Source organism: Psychroserpens damuponensis (genome assembly GCF_000826655.1).
Taxonomy (GTDB): Bacteria; Bacteroidota; Bacteroidia; order Flavobacteriales; family Flavobacteriaceae; genus Psychroserpens; species Psychroserpens damuponensis.
Genome location: NZ_JXJO01000003.1, coordinates 84162 through 103671, shown reverse-complemented (window position 1 = coordinate 103671; position 19510 = coordinate 84162). Strand labels below are relative to the sequence as shown.

General features: G+C 32.3%; 20 protein-coding genes. 13 read left to right on the top strand and 7 right to left on the bottom strand.

Translation table 11 applies throughout. The features are described 5' to 3' along the window. The first annotated feature begins 27 nt into the window (after nucleotides 1–27). Nucleotides 28–2529 (top strand): DUF5916 domain-containing protein, encoded by a 2502-nt coding sequence (locus tag TD29_RS02080; RefSeq protein WP_040278575.1) that lies wholly within the window; start codon nucleotides 28–30, stop codon nucleotides 2527–2529. Between the two features lie 50 nt (nucleotides 2530–2579). Next, nucleotides 2580–3242: an ABC transporter ATP-binding protein gene (locus tag TD29_RS02075; RefSeq protein ID WP_040278574.1), complete on the top strand. Its 663-nt coding sequence runs from the start codon at nucleotides 2580–2582 to the stop codon at nucleotides 3240–3242. Nucleotides 3243–3290: 48 nt separating this feature from the next. Here the strand turns inward: TD29_RS02075 and TD29_RS02070 are convergent, their stop codons facing one another. Next, entirely contained in the window at nucleotides 3291–3746 is a 456-nt protein-coding gene (locus tag TD29_RS02070; RefSeq protein WP_052466943.1) for a hypothetical protein, read from the bottom strand. Nucleotides 3747–3849: 103 nt separating this feature from the next. Between TD29_RS02070 and TD29_RS02065 the strand changes: the two genes are divergently transcribed. Next, the gene (locus tag TD29_RS02065) at nucleotides 3850–4614 is read left to right on the top strand and encodes a TIGR02757 family protein (protein WP_040278572.1); all 765 of its coding nucleotides are present in this window, start codon (nucleotides 3850–3852) and stop codon (nucleotides 4612–4614) included. Between the two features lie 58 nt (nucleotides 4615–4672). Continuing rightward, nucleotides 4673–5860, top strand: coding sequence for a sensor histidine kinase (locus TD29_RS02060; protein ID WP_040278571.1), 1188 nt, complete (start codon nucleotides 4673–4675; stop codon nucleotides 5858–5860). An 89-nt stretch (nucleotides 5861–5949) separates the two neighbouring features. On the opposite strand, the gene TD29_RS02055 is transcribed toward TD29_RS02060, so the two are convergent. Continuing rightward, a complete protein-coding gene (locus TD29_RS02055; RefSeq protein WP_040278570.1) occupies nucleotides 5950–7839 on the bottom strand; it encodes a M61 family metallopeptidase in 1890 nt (629 codons plus the stop codon). Between the two features lie 100 nt (nucleotides 7840–7939). On the opposite strand from TD29_RS02055, the gene TD29_RS02050 reads away from it, so the two are divergent. The 6 genes from TD29_RS02050 (at nucleotide 7940) to TD29_RS02025 (ending at nucleotide 13925) form a co-directional block, all read left to right on the top strand. Continuing rightward, the gene (locus TD29_RS02050; RefSeq protein ID WP_040278568.1) at nucleotides 7940–8947 is read left to right on the top strand and encodes a glycosyltransferase family 2 protein; all 1008 of its coding nucleotides are present in this window, start codon (nucleotides 7940–7942) and stop codon (nucleotides 8945–8947) included. 146 nt (nucleotides 8948–9093) lie between these two features. Next, nucleotides 9094–11019, top strand: a complete 1926-nt coding sequence (locus TD29_RS02045; RefSeq protein ID WP_040278567.1) for a BatA domain-containing protein — start codon at nucleotides 9094–9096, stop codon at nucleotides 11017–11019. After that, nucleotides 11016–12269 (top strand): dihydroorotase, encoded by a 1254-nt coding sequence (locus tag TD29_RS02040; protein ID WP_040278565.1) that lies wholly within the window; start codon nucleotides 11016–11018, stop codon nucleotides 12267–12269. The genes TD29_RS02045 and TD29_RS02040 overlap by 4 nt, the downstream gene beginning before the upstream one ends. Nucleotides 12270–12273: 4 nt before the next feature. Continuing rightward, a complete protein-coding gene (locus tag TD29_RS02035) occupies nucleotides 12274–12603 on the top strand; it encodes a membrane protein (RefSeq protein ID WP_040278564.1) in 330 nt (109 codons plus the stop codon). 6 nt (nucleotides 12604–12609) lie between these two features. After that, the gene (locus tag TD29_RS02030) at nucleotides 12610–13251 is read left to right on the top strand and encodes an alpha/beta hydrolase (protein WP_040278563.1); all 642 of its coding nucleotides are present in this window, start codon (nucleotides 12610–12612) and stop codon (nucleotides 13249–13251) included. Between the two features lie 146 nt (nucleotides 13252–13397). Then, a complete protein-coding gene (locus TD29_RS02025) occupies nucleotides 13398–13925 on the top strand; it encodes a GNAT family N-acetyltransferase (protein WP_052466942.1) in 528 nt (175 codons plus the stop codon). A 26-nt stretch (nucleotides 13926–13951) separates the two neighbouring features. Here the strand turns inward: TD29_RS02025 and TD29_RS02020 are convergent, their stop codons facing one another. From TD29_RS02020 to TD29_RS02010, 3 genes are all read right to left on the bottom strand, one after another. Further along, nucleotides 13952–14446 carry a hypothetical protein gene (locus TD29_RS02020; RefSeq protein WP_040278561.1) on the bottom strand — a complete coding sequence of 165 codons (495 nt, stop codon included), beginning with the start codon at nucleotides 14444–14446 and terminating at the stop codon, nucleotides 13952–13954. A 14-nt stretch (nucleotides 14447–14460) separates the two neighbouring features. Beyond that, a complete protein-coding gene (locus TD29_RS02015; RefSeq protein WP_241485196.1) occupies nucleotides 14461–14964 on the bottom strand; it encodes a hydrolase in 504 nt (167 codons plus the stop codon). 96 nt (nucleotides 14965–15060) lie between these two features. Next, nucleotides 15061–15822 (bottom strand): MBL fold metallo-hydrolase, encoded by a 762-nt coding sequence (locus TD29_RS02010; protein ID WP_040278557.1) that lies wholly within the window; start codon nucleotides 15820–15822, stop codon nucleotides 15061–15063. Between the two features lie 95 nt (nucleotides 15823–15917). Between TD29_RS02010 and TD29_RS02005 the strand changes: the two genes are divergently transcribed. Further along, on the top strand, nucleotides 15918–17369 hold the full coding sequence (locus tag TD29_RS02005; RefSeq protein ID WP_040278556.1) for a hypothetical protein: 1452 nt from the start codon (nucleotides 15918–15920) through the stop codon (nucleotides 17367–17369). Between the two features lie 107 nt (nucleotides 17370–17476). Here the strand turns inward: TD29_RS02005 and bcp are convergent, their stop codons facing one another. Further along, the gene (gene bcp, locus TD29_RS02000; RefSeq protein ID WP_040278554.1) at nucleotides 17477–17932 is read right to left on the bottom strand and encodes a thioredoxin-dependent thiol peroxidase; all 456 of its coding nucleotides are present in this window, start codon (nucleotides 17930–17932) and stop codon (nucleotides 17477–17479) included. A gap of 35 nt (nucleotides 17933–17967) precedes the next feature. On the opposite strand from bcp, the gene TD29_RS01995 reads away from it, so the two are divergent. Further along, nucleotides 17968–18624, top strand: coding sequence for an endonuclease III domain-containing protein (locus TD29_RS01995; RefSeq protein WP_040278551.1), 657 nt, complete (start codon nucleotides 17968–17970; stop codon nucleotides 18622–18624). Nucleotides 18625–18627: 3 nt separating this feature from the next. After that, a complete protein-coding gene (locus tag TD29_RS01990) occupies nucleotides 18628–19245 on the top strand; it encodes a hypothetical protein (protein ID WP_040278550.1) in 618 nt (205 codons plus the stop codon). A gap of 73 nt (nucleotides 19246–19318) precedes the next feature. Here TD29_RS01990 and TD29_RS18670 read toward each other — a convergent pair whose 3' ends face one another. After that, complete coding sequence (locus TD29_RS18670; protein ID WP_162835815.1) at nucleotides 19319–19462, bottom strand: hypothetical protein; 144 nt, start codon at nucleotides 19460–19462, stop codon at nucleotides 19319–19321. Nucleotides 19463–19510 lie beyond the last annotated feature (48 nt).

Here is a 19510-nt window from a genome sequence, read left to right as displayed (position 1 = left end):
AGTCACTAATCATCAATCAACAATCCAATGAATTTTCAAACATTCTTTGCTGCCTTATTGCTGCTATGCAACTACTCATACGCGCAAGAGAAAAAACAATTACAAATAGAACGCACTACAACTCCTCCAAAAATTGATGGTATTTTAAATGATGCGGTTTGGCAAACTGCAAAAGAAGCAAAAGGGTTTACTCAATTTAAACCAGATGCAGGTGTTAAAGATTCTCTAGAAAATCGCAGCATTATAAAAATGACCTATGACGACAAAGCTATTTATGTCGCTGCATATTTATATGATGATCCTACTAAAATAATGAGTCAATTAACAAGTAGAGATGATTTTGGTCAAGCCGACTTTTTTGGGCTCATCCTGAACCCAAATAACGATGCCCAAAATGACACAGAGTTTTTTGTATTTAGCTCTGGAACTCAAGCAGATGCTCTAGCAACGCCTAGTAACGGTGAAGATTTTGGATGGAATGCTGTTTGGGACAGTAAAGTTAAAATTAACAATGATGGTTGGGTTGTAGAGATGGAAATCCCGTATCGATGCCTTCGGTTTTCTAACCAAGATATACAAACTTGGGGCATCCAATTTCATAGGCAATTTAGACGTCATCGCTCTCAATATACCTGGAATCCTATAGACATCACCATAGGAAACACGAGCTTATATCATGGTGAACTCACCGGAATTCAAAATATAGAACCTCCTACTCGACTGGCTTTTTATCCGTTTTCTACAGGAATTATAAACAGTTTTGATGGCGTAACAGAAACCGATTTAAAATTTGGCCTAGATGTAAAATATGGAATCACAGAAAATTTCACACTTGATATGACTTTGGTACCCGATTTTAGCCAAGCTGGTTTTGATAACTTATCATTAAACTTAGGGCCTTTTGAACAAACGTTTTCTGAGCAGCGACAATTTTTTACCGAAGGTGTTGACCTCTTTAGTAAAGGTAACTTATTTTTTTCTAGACGTGTAGGTAGTAGACCTAGCGGAAATGTAACACTCAATGATAATGAAGTCATTATTGATAGACCTCACACTGTAAAAGTATTAAATGCAGCTAAAATTTCTGGACGAACAAAAAACGGTCTTGGAATTGGGTTTTTTAATGCAGTAACAGAAAAAACATACGCTACATCGAGAGATACAATTACTGGAGACCATAGAGAACAACTTATAGAACCGCTCTCAAACTATAATATATTGGTTTTAGACCAGCAGTTTAATAAAAACTCATCAATTAGTTTGGTGAACACAAATGTAACTAGAGATGGTCATTTTAGAGATGCAAATGTAACAGCTTTAATTGCAGATCTCACCAATAAAAGAAACACGTATAACATATATGGCCAAGCAAAAATGAGTCATGTTAATCATGTAGAAGGTACAACGTCTGGTTATAGCACATTTGCTCTTATTAGCAAAACCCATGGAAATTATAGATATAGTTTTGATCACAGTTATGCAGATACTAAATTTGATATCAATGATTTAGGATTGCTTAATAGAAATAACTACAATAATTTTGGAGTTGATTTTAGCCACAGAATTTTTGAACCTACCAAAAACTTTATTAGTAGAAATTGGAGCACTTATATTAACTACACACGATTAGCTAATCCTGATGAGTTTACTGGGTTCGGTTTTGGAGGAAACATCAACTTTCAGCTTAAAGATAAACTACATGGTTTTGGTGGTAATTTAAATTTGCTAGCAGGCAAACAATATGATTATTTTGAAGCTAGAAAAGATAATCGCTTTTTTGTATATGAAAATCGTGCAAATGGTAGCCTATACTTCTCATCAAATTATAATAAAACCTTTGCTTATGATATTAATGTTGGAGGTGTGTTGTTTTTTGAAGATGGTAGAGACACCAAAGAATATTGGCTTGGTCTAGACCCAAGAGTTAGAATTAACGATAACTTTTTAGTGATCTATTCATTTGATATTAATAAAGTTTATAAAGATCGAGGCTTTGCAAATAACTCTAACAGCTTAGATGATGAGATTGTGTTTGGACAACGAAATCAAACAACCATTGTAAATCAAGTACGTGGCACTTATAACTTTAACCCATTTCACGCATTAGGATTAACCTTTAGAAATTATTGGTCTACAGTAGAATATGAAGACAATGTGTATTTTTTAGAAGAAAATGGCCAGCTTCAAAACACAGGCAGCACTTATGACAGTTTAGGCTTAGATAGCTCTGACATAAATTTTAGTACATGGAATTTGGACCTAAACTATACCTGGCAATTTGCTCCAGGAAGTTTTTTAACAGCTTTATATAGAAATCAATTATTTAATAGCGATAGAGAGGCTTCTAGACGTTATAGTCAAAGTTTAAACACTCTTTTTGAAGAGCCAATTTTACACTCGTTTTCTTTACGCTTACAATATTTTATAGATTACAATAATTTAAAAGGGATCTTTAAAAAGAACGACAAAAACATTGATAAACTAAGTAGTATCTCCCAGTTTAATCAAAGCAGTTCTCGCTATTTATAAATTACAATAAGTCAGATTAAAGTAGTATTTTCGAGATTCATTCTAATAACATGATTAAAGCAAAAAACATACATAAATATTACGGAGATCTACAGGTTTTAAAAGGTGTAGATTTAGCCATAAAAAAAGGAGAAGTTGTGTCTATTGTTGGTGCTTCTGGAGCAGGAAAAACGACACTACTTCAAATAATTGGTACTTTAGATCAAATTGATAAAAACACAGCTAGTGAGTTAGTGATTAATAATGTATCAATTCCGCAATTAGGAGACAAGGCTTTAGCTAAATTTAGAAATGAACATATCGGGTTTATATTTCAATTTCATCAATTATTACCAGAATTTACAGCTTTAGAAAACGTGTGTATTCCTGCTTATATCTTCGGAAAATCGCAATCGCAAGCCGAAACTCGCGCCAAAGAATTATTAGACTTTTTAGGACTTTCTCATCGATACCATCACAAGCCTAATGAGCTCTCAGGAGGCGAACAACAGCGCGTTGCTGTAGCAAGAGCTTTAGTTAATAATCCCAGTTTAATTTTTGCCGATGAACCTTCAGGAAACCTAGATAGTGAAGCTGCCGAAAATCTTCATAATCTCTTTTTTAAGCTGCGTGATGAATTTGGACAAACTTTCGTAATCGTTACACATAACGACGAATTAGCTGATATGGCAGATCGTAAGTTAACCATGGTTGACGGTAAAATTATGGGATAATGATTATCAGGTAATACCACAAAATTATCCCAACACCAGTCTTAATACTTACTCAATTACAATGAGACTTCTATTTTCTATTTGAACACGTTTTCCAAAGGTGAAATCAAAATAGCCAGCATCACCCTTAATTTCATTAATTTCTAATTTAGCACGACCTGTTTCTAGTCCGTTTTTATCATAAACTTTTATTCTAAGTATCTCATTAAAATCTCTATTAAAAATAAGGTATAACGTTAGTAAATTATCTTTACCTCCTAATGGGTTATCAGTAATCTCAAACTTTCCTGTAGCCAATCCGTTTTCTACTAAAAGAGGTGATAATTTTATTTTGGCCTCTAAGGTTTCATCTATACCTTCAGATATACCCTCAACAAACTCTGTAGCAGATTTCCCAACAACTTCACCTCCAGCATTTATGGTTTCATGCGTCTTATTTTTAACACGCTCACAAGAGAACAAGAGCAAAAATGAACAGGCGAATAGGTATATTAAAGATTTCATAAAAATTAGTTTATATGGCAAAAATACAAGAATTTTAAGTCTTTATTGATGTTAATTTATGTTGTAAAGAAACATAAATTTAATAAAAAAACGTTATAAACACTTGAACAAAAAAGATCTCAAAGAATTTCTAGACACTAAAGTAGAACAATACAATCATCCTAGATTTATTGAGAGTGATCCTATTCAAATTCCACATCAATTTTCTAAAAAGAAAGATATTGAAATTTCAGGGTTTTTAACGGCAACTATTGCTTGGGGAAATCGTAAAAGCATCATCAATAACGCTAGTAAAATGATGAATTTTCTCGATCAATCGCCTCACGATTTTGTTATAAATCACGAAGACGCAGATTTAGAAAAACTCTTGCCGTTTGTTCACAGAACTTTTAATGGTAATGATTTTATTCAGTTTATAACCAGTTTAAAACATATTTATACGAATCATAACGGATTAGAATCTGTGTTTTCTAAAAATTTAAAAACGCAAAATCTTCAAGAAGCCATTCATGATTTTAAAACTATTTTTTTTGAGATTAATCATTTAGAACGTACTAAAAAGCATGTAAGTGATCCGCTTAAAAATTCAGCAGCCAAACGCATTAACATGTATTTACGTTGGATGGTAAGACAAGATAATCACGGTGTAGATTTTGGAATTTGGAACAGCATATCTCCTGCTCTTTTATCATGCCCTTTAGATGTACATTCAGGAAATGTAGCTAGAAAATTAAAACTATTAACACGTAAACAAAATGATGGTAAAGCCTTATTTGAACTCGATTCAGCCTTAAGAAAACTAGACCCTAAAGATCCTGTAAAATACGATTTTGCCCTGTTTGGATTAGGGGTTTTTGAAGGATTTTAAATTACAAAACCAATAACATTTATATTACGTACATATTTCACCCAAATTAATTAACGACATGCAAAGCCCAAAAGTACCAGAAAATGAGCTACAGCGTTTAGATGCAGTAAAATCTTATAATATTTTAGACTCACTTCCTGAAAGTGACTATGATAATATTACTAAATTAATTGCCAATATTTGTGATGTTCCTATTTCATTAATCACAGTGCTTGATGAAAACCGAAACTATTTTAAGTCACATTACGGCATTCCTTTTAGAGATTCTCCAAGAGATATTTCTTTTTGTGGACATGCTATTTTACAAGATGACATCTTAATAGTTCCTGATGCTCGCTTAGATGAACGTTTTATAAACAATCCTTTAATTACAGACCTAGATGCTATTTTTTATGCTGGTATGCCTTTAATAAATCCGGAAGGTTATCAATTAGGCAGTCTTTGCGTTTTTGATCACAAACCTAGAGTACTTAGTACGACCCAAATTGAGGCTTTAAGAACTTTAAGTAAACAAGTGATTAATCTTTTTGAACTACGAAAGAAAAACACAGTACTTGAAAAAGCGAAACAAGAATTAGAAAAACGAAATAGTAAACTTAATTCATTTGCAAGTCATGTGTCTCATGATTTAAAATCACCTTTGGCAAATATTATTTCACTTACCGATTTACTTCGTGATGACGATGCAAACAAATTATCTAAAGAATCTATTGAGTATATTAAATACATTGAAGAATCCACTAAAGTGCTTAGTGATTATATAGATGGTATTTTATTACATTATAAAGCCGATGACCTTTTAAAATCAAAAAGAGAAGATGTTAGACTTGATGAACTTTCCGAAGATATAAAACAAATACTCATCTCTAAAACTGATGAATTAATTTTTCCTAATGATTTAATTGTCTATAATATTAATAAAGCGGCACTGTCTCAAATATTAATAAACCTCGTTGACAATGCTCTAAAATATAACGATAAACCTAATCGTTTGATTGAAATCACCTATACATCTAATTTGTTTAAGCACAAGTTTAGTGTTAGGGATAATGGTATTGGCATTCCAAAAGACAAACAAGAGGACATTTTTGAAATTTTTAAAACGGTTAAAAATGACTTCGGAAAATCAAGTACCGGAATTGGTTTAAGTACTGTAAAAGATTTAGTTGAGAAATTGGGTGGTGATATTTCCGTAGAATCCACAGAAGGTGTAGGAAGTACATTTTCATTTACTCTTGCTAAATAACTATTGTTGAAATAGTTGATTTTTAAGAAACCAAAAGCCGATAAACAGTAATGTCTATCGGCTTTTCAATAATTAATAATGATAAGTTATTAGCCCTTTAACCAAGCTTTTCTTAACTCAATTTGTTTAGCAGTTGCGTTTTCCATTTCTACTAATTTCACAACCATTGTATAAGCTTGAGTTAATGTTGTTTCAATAACCACTTCACTTCCATCTCTATCAAGCACAACAGTAATGTCTTGACCAGGAGCCCATTGATACATTGCGCCAATCACAGCTTGAGCATTAACTACTGTTAACGCTTCTCCATTCACCGTTTTTATAACATCACCTGGCAATACACCTTGGTCTGACCAAAAACTATTATTCTTTACTCCTTCAGAAAAGAAAATCACCATTTTTTCTCGATCTCCATCAAAAATAAATCCGTTACCATCTTGTATAAAAGAGGTTTCTACATTCACATCTTTATATTGCAAACCTGCCTTCTCAAAATACATACTATAATCAATTGGAGTTGTACCAACCACATGCGTATTTAAAAACGCTCCTACTGATGGGTAAGTCATTGCAGTAATTTCTGCAATCAAATTATCGTCTACAAATGGTTTTTCTTTACCATATTTAGCAGATAATTCTTTCATTAGTGATAACATACTTCTATTACCATTACTCTCTTCACGCATTAAAATATCAATACACATACCAATTAATGCTCCTTTTTGATACACATTATAATAATTAGATGCATATGGCTCATCAATAACATTTTCACTCATTGTTGTGAAACTCATGGTGTCATCCATTCGTAATGAACCTCTAATTTTTTGATCCATCGTATTATAAAAAGTCTCTGCATCTACTAATCCTTCATACACTTGAAAATGCTGAGCAAAATACTCGGTTACACCTTCATACATCCATAAATGTTTAGAAAAAGTAGGTTCATAATAATCAAAATAATGCACATCTTCAGAATGAACAGATAAAGGCGTTACAATATGAAAAAACTCATGCGCAACAACATCTATAATTGATGCAGCTAATTGATCTTTTGTCGATTGCTCTGGCAATACAACAACTGTAGAGGTATGATGCTCTAAAGCACCAAAGCCTTTAGGTGCACCTTGGCTACCATCAGATAAATATAAATAAATGTCATAACGAGGTGTCGTGTTTACATCGCCTAAATACGATTTTTGAGCCTCCATCATATTAAAAACCGTCTCCTTCATACTTACTGCAGTATGCATGTTATTTGGTGAATACACACTCAACACAATGTTGATATCACCAACCATAAACTCTTCAACATCTAATTTCCCATACATCATTGGGTTATCGGTAATATCAAAATAACGTGGAGCCACATAAGATGTAGTAATTTGAGTACCATCACTACTAGAGGTTGTATTTGTAGTTTGTAACGCAGATGTACGTACAAAATTTGCTGGAGCGGTCACATCTAAAGTATATTGTGCATTTTTTAAAGAATCAAAATATCCAATAAACCCATGAAGATTAAGCACATAATTATCGGGTTCTATATTAGTTCCTGAAGGTGAAAAAGGTTGTTCACCTCCAATGCCTCCAACAGCTTCTTGATCAAACGTATCGTTAACTAAATATTCTATTTTATCAAGATTTTTTGCATCAGCTATCGTCCAAGTGTTGTCATCTACACGAGTTACTGTCATTTCATTACCGTTGTAATCTAAGGCCTTAAAACCATCTATATATTTACCAAAATTACTAATAGAGTACGTTCCTTGAACAACTTTAGGCAACCTATAGGTTACTGTCTCTTCAACAAATCGACCTGGATTTATGGTCACAGGTGCTTTATCGTCTTTAACAGATGATAGGTGTATTGCTGTAGAAATTGGGTTGGCTGTCGCCAAATCATTTACAGTAGATTTTGATCCTCCACAAGAGAATAATAAAGCGCCTAATGCAAACGTTGATAAAATGTGTTTCATTATAAAATAATTAATTTTTGTTTTTATTTTAGTCACGCAAAACTACAATCTGTTACTACTATTTTAGCTAAGGTTTTGTTAAATATGGTACTTTTGTAACATGGAAAATCCTCTTATTAGCATCCTTACACCTTTTAAAAACACATCACAATTTTTAACAGAATGCTTAGAATCTATTGTGAATCAAAGCCATACCAATTGGGAGCTAATTATTGTTGACGATCACTCTACAGATGACAGTTATGCTATTGTTTTCGCTTTCGCGGAAATGGATAAACGCATAAAACTGATAAAAAATTCAGGAGCAGGCATTATTGATGCATTACGTTTAGCATATTCTAAAAGTAACGGAACGTACATCACAAGAATGGATAGTGACGATATCATGCATCCAAACAAATTGAGCATTATGCTCAACGATTTACAAACGCATGGACCTAAACATATAGCATTAGGGTTGGTGAACTATTTTAGTAAAGCTGGTATTGGAGACGGTTATGCCAAATATGAATCTTGGTTAAACGCATTAACCTCGAAAGGTGATAACTACTCAGAAATTTATAAAGAATGTGTCATACCCTCACCTTGTTGGATGTTACATCGCAATGATTTTGAGTTATGCGGAGCCTTTACACCTAACCGTTACCCTGAAGATTACGACCTAGCTTTCAGGTTTTATAAAAATGAAATGTGCTGCATACCAACCACATCTGTTTTACACTATTGGAGAGATTATAGCACAAGAGCATCAAGAACCGATGACCATTATGCCGAAAATCATTTTTTAGAACTCAAAGTCGATTATTTTTTAGAACTCAATTATGAACCTTCGCGACCATTAACCATTTGGGGAGCAGGACAAAAAGGTAAAAAAGTAGCAAAACTTTTAAAAGAAAGAAACGTTCCTTTTATATGGATTTGTGACAATCCAAAAAAAATTGGTAAACATATATATGATGAGCTACTCTATAGTTTTGAACATTTAAACACCTTAAAACATCCTCAAAGCATTGTAAGTGTCGCCAATACTGAAGCTCAATTAGAAATTAAACAGTATTTAAAATCATTACAAATGGCATCCATGATGGATTATTTCTTTTTCTGTTAACTAAATTATGATACCAAGACGTTTTTACCAAAATAAAAGTCATAACGAAAAAATAACTAAAAGTTAAATTTCTCAAAACCAAAACCTACAAATCCCTCATCATTTTCTATATTTGAGCATTATCAATAACAATCCCAAAAACAGGAATGCAGTTTAAACATCCAGAACTACTTTACGCTTTACTTCTGCTCATTATTCCTATTATTGTTCACTTATTTCAACTTAGAAAATTTAAAAGTGTTGCGTTTACTAATGTTCAGTTTTTAAAAGAATTGACAATACAAACACGTAAAAGCTCACAACTAAAAAAATGGCTGACCTTAATAACGAGAATGTTATTATTGGCTTTTGTGATTATTGCATTTGCACAACCTTATATATCAAACTCTAATAGTTTTAATACCAAAAGTGAAACCGTTATTTATCTCGATAATTCGTTTAGTATGCAATCTCCTAGTACTAATGGGAGTTTACTTAATATAGCTATCCAAGATATAATTGAGAATATTGATGAGAATGAGCCTATATCCATTTTCACTAATGACGCTAATTTTAATAAAACAACGGTAAAAGCTATTAAAAATGATTTAATTCAACTCAAGCATTCTCCAAACCAATTGGCTTATGATGCAGCCGTTTTAAAAGGAAAAAAGCTGTTTTCTAATGATGAGAGTGCTATTAAAAATTTAGTTTTAGTCTCAGATTTTCAACAAAAAAACGAAAGTCTTACAGCTACAAATGATAGTTTAATTAAGCTTAAATTAGTACAACTTAAACCAGTAAACCAAAATAATATTACTGTTGATAGTGTTTACATTAGTAAAACAACAGTAGAAAATTTAGAACTTACAGTTCATGTTAAAAACCAAGGTGATGCTATTGAAACCTTACCTGTATCACTTTTTAACGATGATAAGCTTATTGCAAAAACTGCAGTAACTATTACAGATGAAGCCACAACAAGCTTTACAATACCTACAAATTCGGTGTTTAATGGTAAACTAGTTATTGAAGATCGTAATTTGCAATATGATAATACACTCTATTTTAATATAGATCAACGCGAAAAAATTAATGTGTTAGCCATTAACGAAGTTGATGATACATTTCTTCAAAAAATTTATACAAGTGATGAATTTAACTATACAGCATCAAAGTTTAGTGCTTTAAATTATAACACGTTAGAACAACAGAATTTAATTATTTTAAATGAGTTGGTAGATATTCCCAGCTCATTAACTACTGCTTTAAAATCGTTTACTGAAAATGGAGGGAAATTACTAGTAATCCCTTCAAATAACATTAGAGTTAACACCTATAATCAACTTTTTAATGGTTATGGGTTTTCTCAATTTAGCACACTAAATACGGTAGAAAAGAAAATTACGACAATTAATTATGCGCATCCATTATTGTCTAATGTTTTTGATAAACAAGTGTCTAATTTTCAATATCCAAAAGTAAATGGCTTTTATACAAATATCACGAGCTCTGTGTCTTCGATTTTAAGCTATGAAGATGGCACATCCTTTCTCGCTCAAAGTGGTAACGCCTTTAGATTTTCCGCAGCTATAGATACTAAAAATTCTAATTTTAAGAACTCACCTTTAATCGTTCCTGTGTTATATAATATTGGAAAACAGAGTTTAAAAACCGGAAATTTATACTATACTATTGGAGAAGAAAACACCATTGATATCGCTACACAACTACAACAGGACGATATTTTGACTTTGGTAAATGGTGAGAATTCTGTAATACCGTTGCAACAAACCTATGATAATAAAGTAGAACTGATTACGAATACGTATCCTGATGTTGCCGGAATTATTTCAGTAAAAAATAAAGACACCTTTCTTAAAAATTTGAGTTTTAATTTTAATCGTAAGGAAAGTCATCTCAATTATTTTGATACTCAAAGCATCACAAATGTGACTATAGACAATTCTGTAGCATCTGCAATAAGTGAGATTAAAAGTGCTACAAATGTTAATGAACTATGGAAATGGTTTGTTATTTTTGCAGTGATTTTTTTAATCATTGAAATGCTCATCTTAAAATTTCTAAAATGAACGTACTTGTAAAATCTGCCATTATAGTTGACCCTAAAAGCGATTTTCACAATCAAACCGTTGATATTCTAATTGAAAAGGGATTAATTTCTCAAATATCTAAACACATTCAAAATCCAAAAAACTATAAAGAGATTACACTAGATAACCTTCATGTATCTCAAGGTTGGTTTGATAGTTCGGTAAGTTTTGGTGAACCAGGTTATGAAGAACGTGAGACGATTGAAAACGGACTTAAAACTGCTGCACTTTCTGGATTTACTTCGGTTGCTGTGAATGCTAACACCAATCCTGTGATTGATAGTTATGCCGATATTGCTTTCTTGAAATCTAAATCGGCAAAAAATGCTGTCCAATTATTACCCATTGGTGCATTAACAAAAGATAGTGCAGGTGTTGACTTAGCAGAGTTATTTGATATGACATCAGCAGGAGCTGTAGCATTTTATGATTATCAAAAACCAATCACTAATCCAAACTTAATGAAAGTTGCCTTACAGTACGCAAGCAATTTTGGTGGTTTGGTGTGCTCATTTCCGCAGGAATCAAAAATTAGCGGTTTAGGTGTCATGAATGAAAATGTGACAAGTACCTCTCTAGGTTTAAAAGGAAATCCTGCTTTAGCCGAAGAATTACAAATTGCTCGAGATCTATTCATCTTAGAATATACCGAAGGTAAATTGCATATCCCAACCATATCTACTGCAAAATCGGTAGAATTAATACGAGCAGCGAAACTTAAAAAACTAGATGTGACATGTAGCGTTGCCATTCATAATTTGGTGTTTACAGATGAGAATTTAACAACATTTGATACCAATTTTAAAGTGTTGCCACCTCTGAGAACTCAAAGCGATATCGAGGCATTAATTGAGGGTCTTAAAGATGGAACTATTGACATGGTCACAAGCGATCATAACCCGATAGACATCGAGCATAAAAAGATAGAATTTGATTACGCCAAATACGGAACCATTGGTTTAGAAAGTGCTTTTGGAGCCTTAAATTCTATATTCACCATTAAAAAAACTATTGAATTACTCACCAAAGGAAAAGAGCGTTTTAATATTGAAAACACATCTGTTTCAATAGGAAACGAAGCAAATTTAACTTTGTTTAATCCAAATGACACGTCTACTTTTTCTTCGGAAAATATCTTATCTACATCCAAAAATTCTATGTTTTTAGATAGAGAATTAAAAGGAACGGTTTACGGCATTTTCTCTAACAATCAATTGATATTAAAATAAATACATGCAACATACAGCTGAAAACAACAACGACAACTTAGCAATTATAGCCTATATAACGCTTATCGGAACTCTAATTGCCTTTTTTTTGAATCGTGATAAACCAAACCCTTTAGTCTCTTTTCACATTCGCCAAGCCTTAGGTTTATGGTTACTACAAATGCTATTAGGGTATTTTATTGGCGCATTTAATAGCTGGATGATTTCAATGTCATTTTGGATATTTTTTATTGCCCTTTTTATCTACGGAATTATTGGAGCTGTAGGAAAAAAAATGAATGAAGTTCCAATTTTAGGACCATTGTTTCAAAAATGGTTTTCTAACATAGGTTAATAAAATATGACGTTACACCACATCACAAGACCTTCGTCTTTAAAAGAAAATGCACCATTACTCATCATGTTACATGGATATGGAAGCGACGAGAACGATTTATTTTCGTTTGCTCAAGAATTGCCAGAAGAGTTATTTATCATTTCTGTGAGAGCTCCTCACCCAATGCAACCCTACGGAAATGCTTGGTATGCTATTAATTTTGACGCCAATCAAAACAAATGGAATGATGTTGAACAAGCTCTAGAATCTCGTGATAACATCGCCAAATTTATTGATGAAGCTTGTGCAAAATACCCAGTAAATAAAGATAACGTGACGCTTTTAGGATTTAGTCAAGGTACCATTTTAAGTTATGCTGTGGCACTCACCTATCCTGAAAAAGTGAAGAACATTATTGCACTAAGCGGTTATGTTAGTGACGATATGCTCAACGATAATTTAGCAGATAACGATTACTCTCATCTAGATTTTTATTGTTCTCATGGTAGCGCAGATCAAGTGATACCTATAAGTTGGGCTAGAAAAGCACCTGAGTTTTTAAACAACTTAAATATTAAAAATACATTTTCAGAATTTCCTGTTGGCCATGGCGTTGCGCCTCAAAACTTTTATGAGTTTAAGAGTTGGTTGGATACGAAGATATAGATTTATTGTAATTGAGTAAGTAGTGAAAATTGAAAACTTCTACATTAGATTCTTTGCTACGCTCTGAATGACATTTAAACTGCTATTGTCATTCCGAGGGACGAGGAATCTCATTGTATATTCTTAAATTGTCTGAAAATTAACAGATGAACCTTCTTCTTACAGATCAAGAATCTAATCGATTACAATTTAGACGCGTTAAAAAAGACGATTACAATTTATGGTTGCCTTTATTTAAAGAAAAAAATGTAGACAAATTTCTAGGTATGCCAACTGGTTTATCCCAAAAAGAACAATGTGATTTTTGGTTTAATAAAGTTTGGCATCGTTATGAAAACAATCTTGGAGGAATGAATGCCCTCATTGATAAAGCAACTGGTCATTTTATTGGGCAAGCAGGATTATTAATACAAACCGTAGACCATGAAAAACGCCTAGAAGTTGGTTACTCTATACTGCCTGAGTTTTGGGGACAAGGTTACGCTCAAGAAGCAGCCAAAACATGCAGAGATTTTTGTTTTAAAAACGAATTCTCAAATCATCTTATTTCTATGATGCATGTAGATAATATAGCTTCGGAAATGGTCGCTATTAAAAATGGTATGTCACTTGAAAAACAAGTAGACGAATTTAAGGTGTTTAGTATGACAAGAGCTGAATGGTTGCTGCTTTAATATAAATAAAAACAACAGCATTACCTTTAGGACTTACGATTAGCTTTCCCTTTTAAAAGGGTTTCTAAAGCTTCAATCCCTTTTTTCTTTTCGCTATCAAAGCCGTAATTCATTAAACCATAAGCAAAAACAATCATTATCAATGGACCAAACGCTGCTATTGGATTTAAGTCTTGCCTTAAAACTGCGTATATTGAAACAAAAAAACCGAAACAAACCATACCAAGCCAAATCAAAATAAAAGTGATTACAAAATGATTCATTTTAAGCGATGCGCTTAATAGAGTACCATTATTATGACTTTTAATATCACCTTTTATGTATGGTTTAAATGAATTTCTCCCTCTAATAATGCGTTGTATCTCAAAAGTATCTTGTTCTATAAAACCTTCAAAAATCTTATGATTTTTAGAAAATTTAAATTTCATTTTTGGCTCAATATTATGAGCTAAAAGCTCTCTAATTTGATCGATAGAAAGCGAAGATTTAATTTCAATAGTTTCTGAAGGAATTAATTTCATAGAGATGATAGTAACTAAGGCTGATACAAAATAGATTCAACAACCTTAAACTTCAAATTCTCTTTGTTTTCAATGTCATAAGCTAATAGCATTTCTCCCCAATATGTACCATCTGTAAAGCTTGCGATAATCCATTTATGATTTAAAATTCTAATTTGTTCAATAAGCATTTTTTTACCAGTCATTGAAGCATATGGCACTAAAGGATGATCTTCGGTTTCATAAATATTAAGACTCATAAGTTGGTCTTTTAAAAAAGGCACAAACTCAGAGATACGATAGCCTTCATTTTCCCAATAGGTCATGGCATCATCATTTGTATCAAATCTAAAGGTGTATAAATCTGTTGTTAAATTATCTTCAATTGAGGTAATAGAATCCTTTAACTGCTTATTTTTTTCTATATAAGTTGTGAGTTTCTGATCGTAATTTTCAATAATGTTTTTTGAATTTACGAATTGAAAAATCACAAGTAATAACGTGAAAATAAACAGGTACATAAACAATCTTTTTTTCATCTGATAGTTTTATTTTTTGAGTTGTAATAAGGTTTAGTTAATAATTGTTTTTAATAATAAACGTCTAAACTATAGCGTCTATTTTTTATAATTTTTTTATAATTCTATGACTAAATTATCGTAGGCTAATTTAACGTTTTCTGGTAAGGTTTGTTGCACGACATCATGAAAACCTAAATAATGACTTATATGTGTTAAATACGCCGTTTTTGGTTGTACTTTATTAATAAAATTTAAAGCTTCTTTTAGGTTGAAATGTGATAGATGTTCTTTTTCTCGCAATGCATTAACTACTAATACTTTTACACCTTTAAGCTTTTCAATTTCCTCTTTGGCTACGGTTTTCATATCTGTGAGATAAGCAAAATCACCAAAACGAAACCCAAAAACCTGAAGTTTATGATGGTAGCCATTTATTGGTAATACCGTTACATTTCCGAGGAGAAAAGGTTCATTTTTTATTTCATGCTGAATTACGCTAGGCACTCCAGGATATTTTTCTTCTTTAGTAAAAATATAGTCAAATCGCTTTTGTAACTCACCAAATACACGTTTATGTGCATAAAACGGAATATCACCTTGACGAAAATAAAACGGACGAATATCATCTAAACCTGCTGTGTGATCTGCATGTTCATGAGTAAAAACAATACCATCAATTTTATGGCAATTTGTTCTCAGCATCTGCTGTCTAAAATCGGGTCCGCAATCAATTACAAAAGCATAATCATCCCATTCTATTAAAACAGAAACTCGTAGACGTTTATCCTTTGGATTTGTACTCAAACACACAGGATGATCGCTTCCAATTACTGGAATTCCTTGAGATGTACCTGTACCTAAAAATGTTACTTTCAACCTTGAATATGTTTAGAACAAAAATAAAACTAATTTTTTTAGTTTGACCTGCTAATTTAATACCTTTGTGTAGTTGATAAAACCCAGACTATAAAATGGAAATAACCTTAAAAGGAGATAGAGAGTTTGATGAAATTCCGTCGTTGAGGACGAAATGCCTACGCATCAACTTAAATGAAAACATCTACGGAACCTTCGCCGAGATTGGTGCAGGTCAAGAAACTGTACGTCAGTTTTTTAGAGCTGGTGGTGCATCAGGTACGATTGCAAAAGCAATGTCGGCTTATGATAAAGCCTTTAGTGATGCCATTTATGGTATTGAGGATGATAAACGCTATGTAACCGAAGCGCGACTTAGAAAAATGCTAGATCACGAAGTGAACCTCGTTGAAGAGCGTATTAAAAGAGAAACGCATCCCAATAAAATGTTTTTTGCCTATGCCAATACAGTAGCCACAATTGACTTTGCTAAAAAATATAAAGGTCATGGTTGGGTAGGAATAAAATACCAAGTTGACCCAGATCAAGGCTATAACGAAATTGTTTTACACCTAAGATTTAAAGAAACAGATGCGAGATTACAGCAAGAAACATTAGGTGTTTTAGGTACTAATTTAATTTATGGTGCTTTTTATAAGTATAATGAACCTAAAAAATTGTTACGCTATTTATATGATCATCTAGATAAAGATCAAGTAGAAATTGATACCATTAATTTTGAAGGTCCTGTTTTTGATAATGTAGATAATCGTTTAATGAGCTTGCAACTGGTAAAAAATGGAATGACAGATGCTGTCATGTTTGCTCCAGATGGAAACAACGTATTACCGGCTAGAGTGCTTTATAAAAAGAATATTTTAGCTCTACGTGGTAGTTTTAGACCAGTTACGAAAGTCAATATGGACATGTATAAGAAATCTTATGAAATGTTCATTAAAGAAAATAAGGTTGATCTAGAAAAAACTCAAGTTATTTTTGAAATTACACTGTCTAATCTTCGTGCCGAAGGAGAAATAGACGAACAAGATTTCATGGATCGTGCAAAACTATTGTGCTCTTTAGGTCAAACTGTTTTGATTTCAAATTTCCAAGAATATTACAAACTTGTTGAGTATTTCTCTCAATATACTAGAGCTCGTATGGGATTAGCAATGGGTGTAAATAACCTTGTTGATATTTTTGATGAGAAATACTATCGTCATTTAAGTGGTGGTATTTTAGAAGCTTTTGGTAAATTATTCTACAAAGATTTAAGAGTATACTTATATCCAATGAAAAATGAAGATGGCACGCTCACAAACAGTGAAAACTTAAAAGTACATCCTCGTATGAAAGAACTGTATAAGTTTTTCAAATACAATGGTAAAGTTGTAGATATTGCAGATTATGATGAATCTACATTGTCTGTATTCTCAAGAAAAGTATTAAAAATGATTGCTCAAAGTGATGAGGGTTGGGAAACCATGTTGCCAGAAGGTGTATCAAACCTTATAAAAGAGAAAAGCCTATTTGGTTGTGAAACCGAACAAGCTTATTTAGGAGAATAATCTTTATGATTAGATATTTAAAAAACCACATGACATTCATGTGGTTTTTTTATTTTAAAGCATTACTTCTAAATGTTGTTACTTCGGAAATCGTCTAAGCTTTGAAATTACTCTGATAATATTTGATTGGTATGATCTTTAGTTTTTACTTTGGTTATTACATTTTCAATCACACCGTTTTCGTCGATTACAAATGTAGTTCTATGAATACCATCATATTCTCTTCCCATAAACTTCTTTGGTCCCCAAACGCCAAATGCTTCAATGACAGCTTTATCTTCGTCTGCTAACAATGGGTATTGAAATCCGTATTTAGTTTTAAAATTAGTTTGACGTTTTTCACTATCTGCACTAACACCCAAAATCTCATAACCTAACGATTGAAAACGCTCAAAATTATCGTTTAAATTACAGGCTTCAACAGTACAACCTGGCGTACTCGCCTTAGGATAAAAGAAAACAACCAATTTTTTTCCTTTATAATCGTTTAAAGAAATCGTATTACCTTGTTCATCCTTTGCTGTAAAATTTGGAGCTTGATCTCCTGCTTTTAATTGTGTCATATTTGTTAACTTTGATTTTAGTAAAAATACAACTTATGACTAAGCAAGAAAAGGTAGATTTTGTTATTAATACGTTAAAAGAATTATATCCAACGATTCCTATTCCGTTAGATCATAAAGACCCTTACACCTTATTAATTGCAGTATTAATGTCTGCCCAAAGCACAGATGTTCGCGTTAATAAAATCACTCCTCTCCTATTTGCAAAAGCAGATAATCCTTATGATATGATTAAATTATCTATAGAAGAGATTAGAGAGATTATCAAACCTGTAGGGTTATCTCCAATGAAAAGTAAAGGTATACATGGCTTATCACATATTTTAATTGATAAACATAATGGAGAAGTACCTCAAAATTATGCCGATTTAGAGGAGTTACCAGCCGTTGGACATAAAACAGCTGCTGTTGTGCTATCGCAAGCTTTTGGAATTCCTGCTTTTCCTGTAGATACACATATTCATCGATTAATGTACCGTTGGAATCTCACTAACGGAAAAAATGTGGTACAGACCGAAAAAGATGCAAAACGCCTATTTCCGAAGGAATTATGGAATGATTTACACCTTCAAATCATTTGGTACGGACGAGAATACTCGCCTGCCAGAAGTTGGGATTTAGAAAAAGATGTCATTACTAAAACCATTGGAAGATCCACTGTATTGAAAGATTACTATGCGAAGAAAAAGTAAACTATGACCATATTTAGGACTTGCACAACTGTTGTATTACTCCTCATCATTTTCTCATGTGCTAAAAGAGAAGATGATAATAGATATGAGATCTACTTAGCGCATTATCAACGCTCCGTTTCTATTAATTTACCAAAGCAATATGACACTCTCAATATTTGGAATAATTACTCTGATAATATCATGGATGATAGAAAATATTATAGAGTTCAAAACTCAAATTTACCACTATTAATGGAATCTGGTTTCGCTTTTTCAACCGATATTACTCAATTTGAACAGTTCACTATTTCAGAACCATTATCATTAGGCGACGAAAAATTTTTCCCACCATTTGAATCAAAAACTTGGGCTTCAGAAAAAAAACAAATGTTAGAAGAGGAAAAAGTAAATATTGAGGTAATTATAGATTCCATAACCATAAATAATACTGACTTTGGCGTTTTAAAGGTCATTTCACCTTATAGCGATAGTATTGAAAAGATCATCATTTTTGCTACAAATTTGGATAATGAGCGCATTGAATTCACTTTTTTCACTAATTTACCTCAAACAGATCACTTCTTTCAAGAAAGTTTAGCTGCAATGAAAACGTTAGAAATATATGAAGATAGAATTTAAATGTTGTATTAAATACTATTTCTTTAGACATAAAAAAAAGTCCCAAAACCTAATGTTTTGGGACATTTTAAATTTAGTTTTGAAGTGCTTCAAACTTCAAATTATTACAATGTATAACACTTAAAGCCTTGCTATAATTCAAAAGAAAATCCACTGTCTCTTCTTTTGGGTTGAGTTCGTATTGTTTTAGGGTGCATTCTGAGTAAAGTTTTGCCATTTTACGTTTTTTAGTTTGTTATAAACTCAATAACGCAATAAAATATAC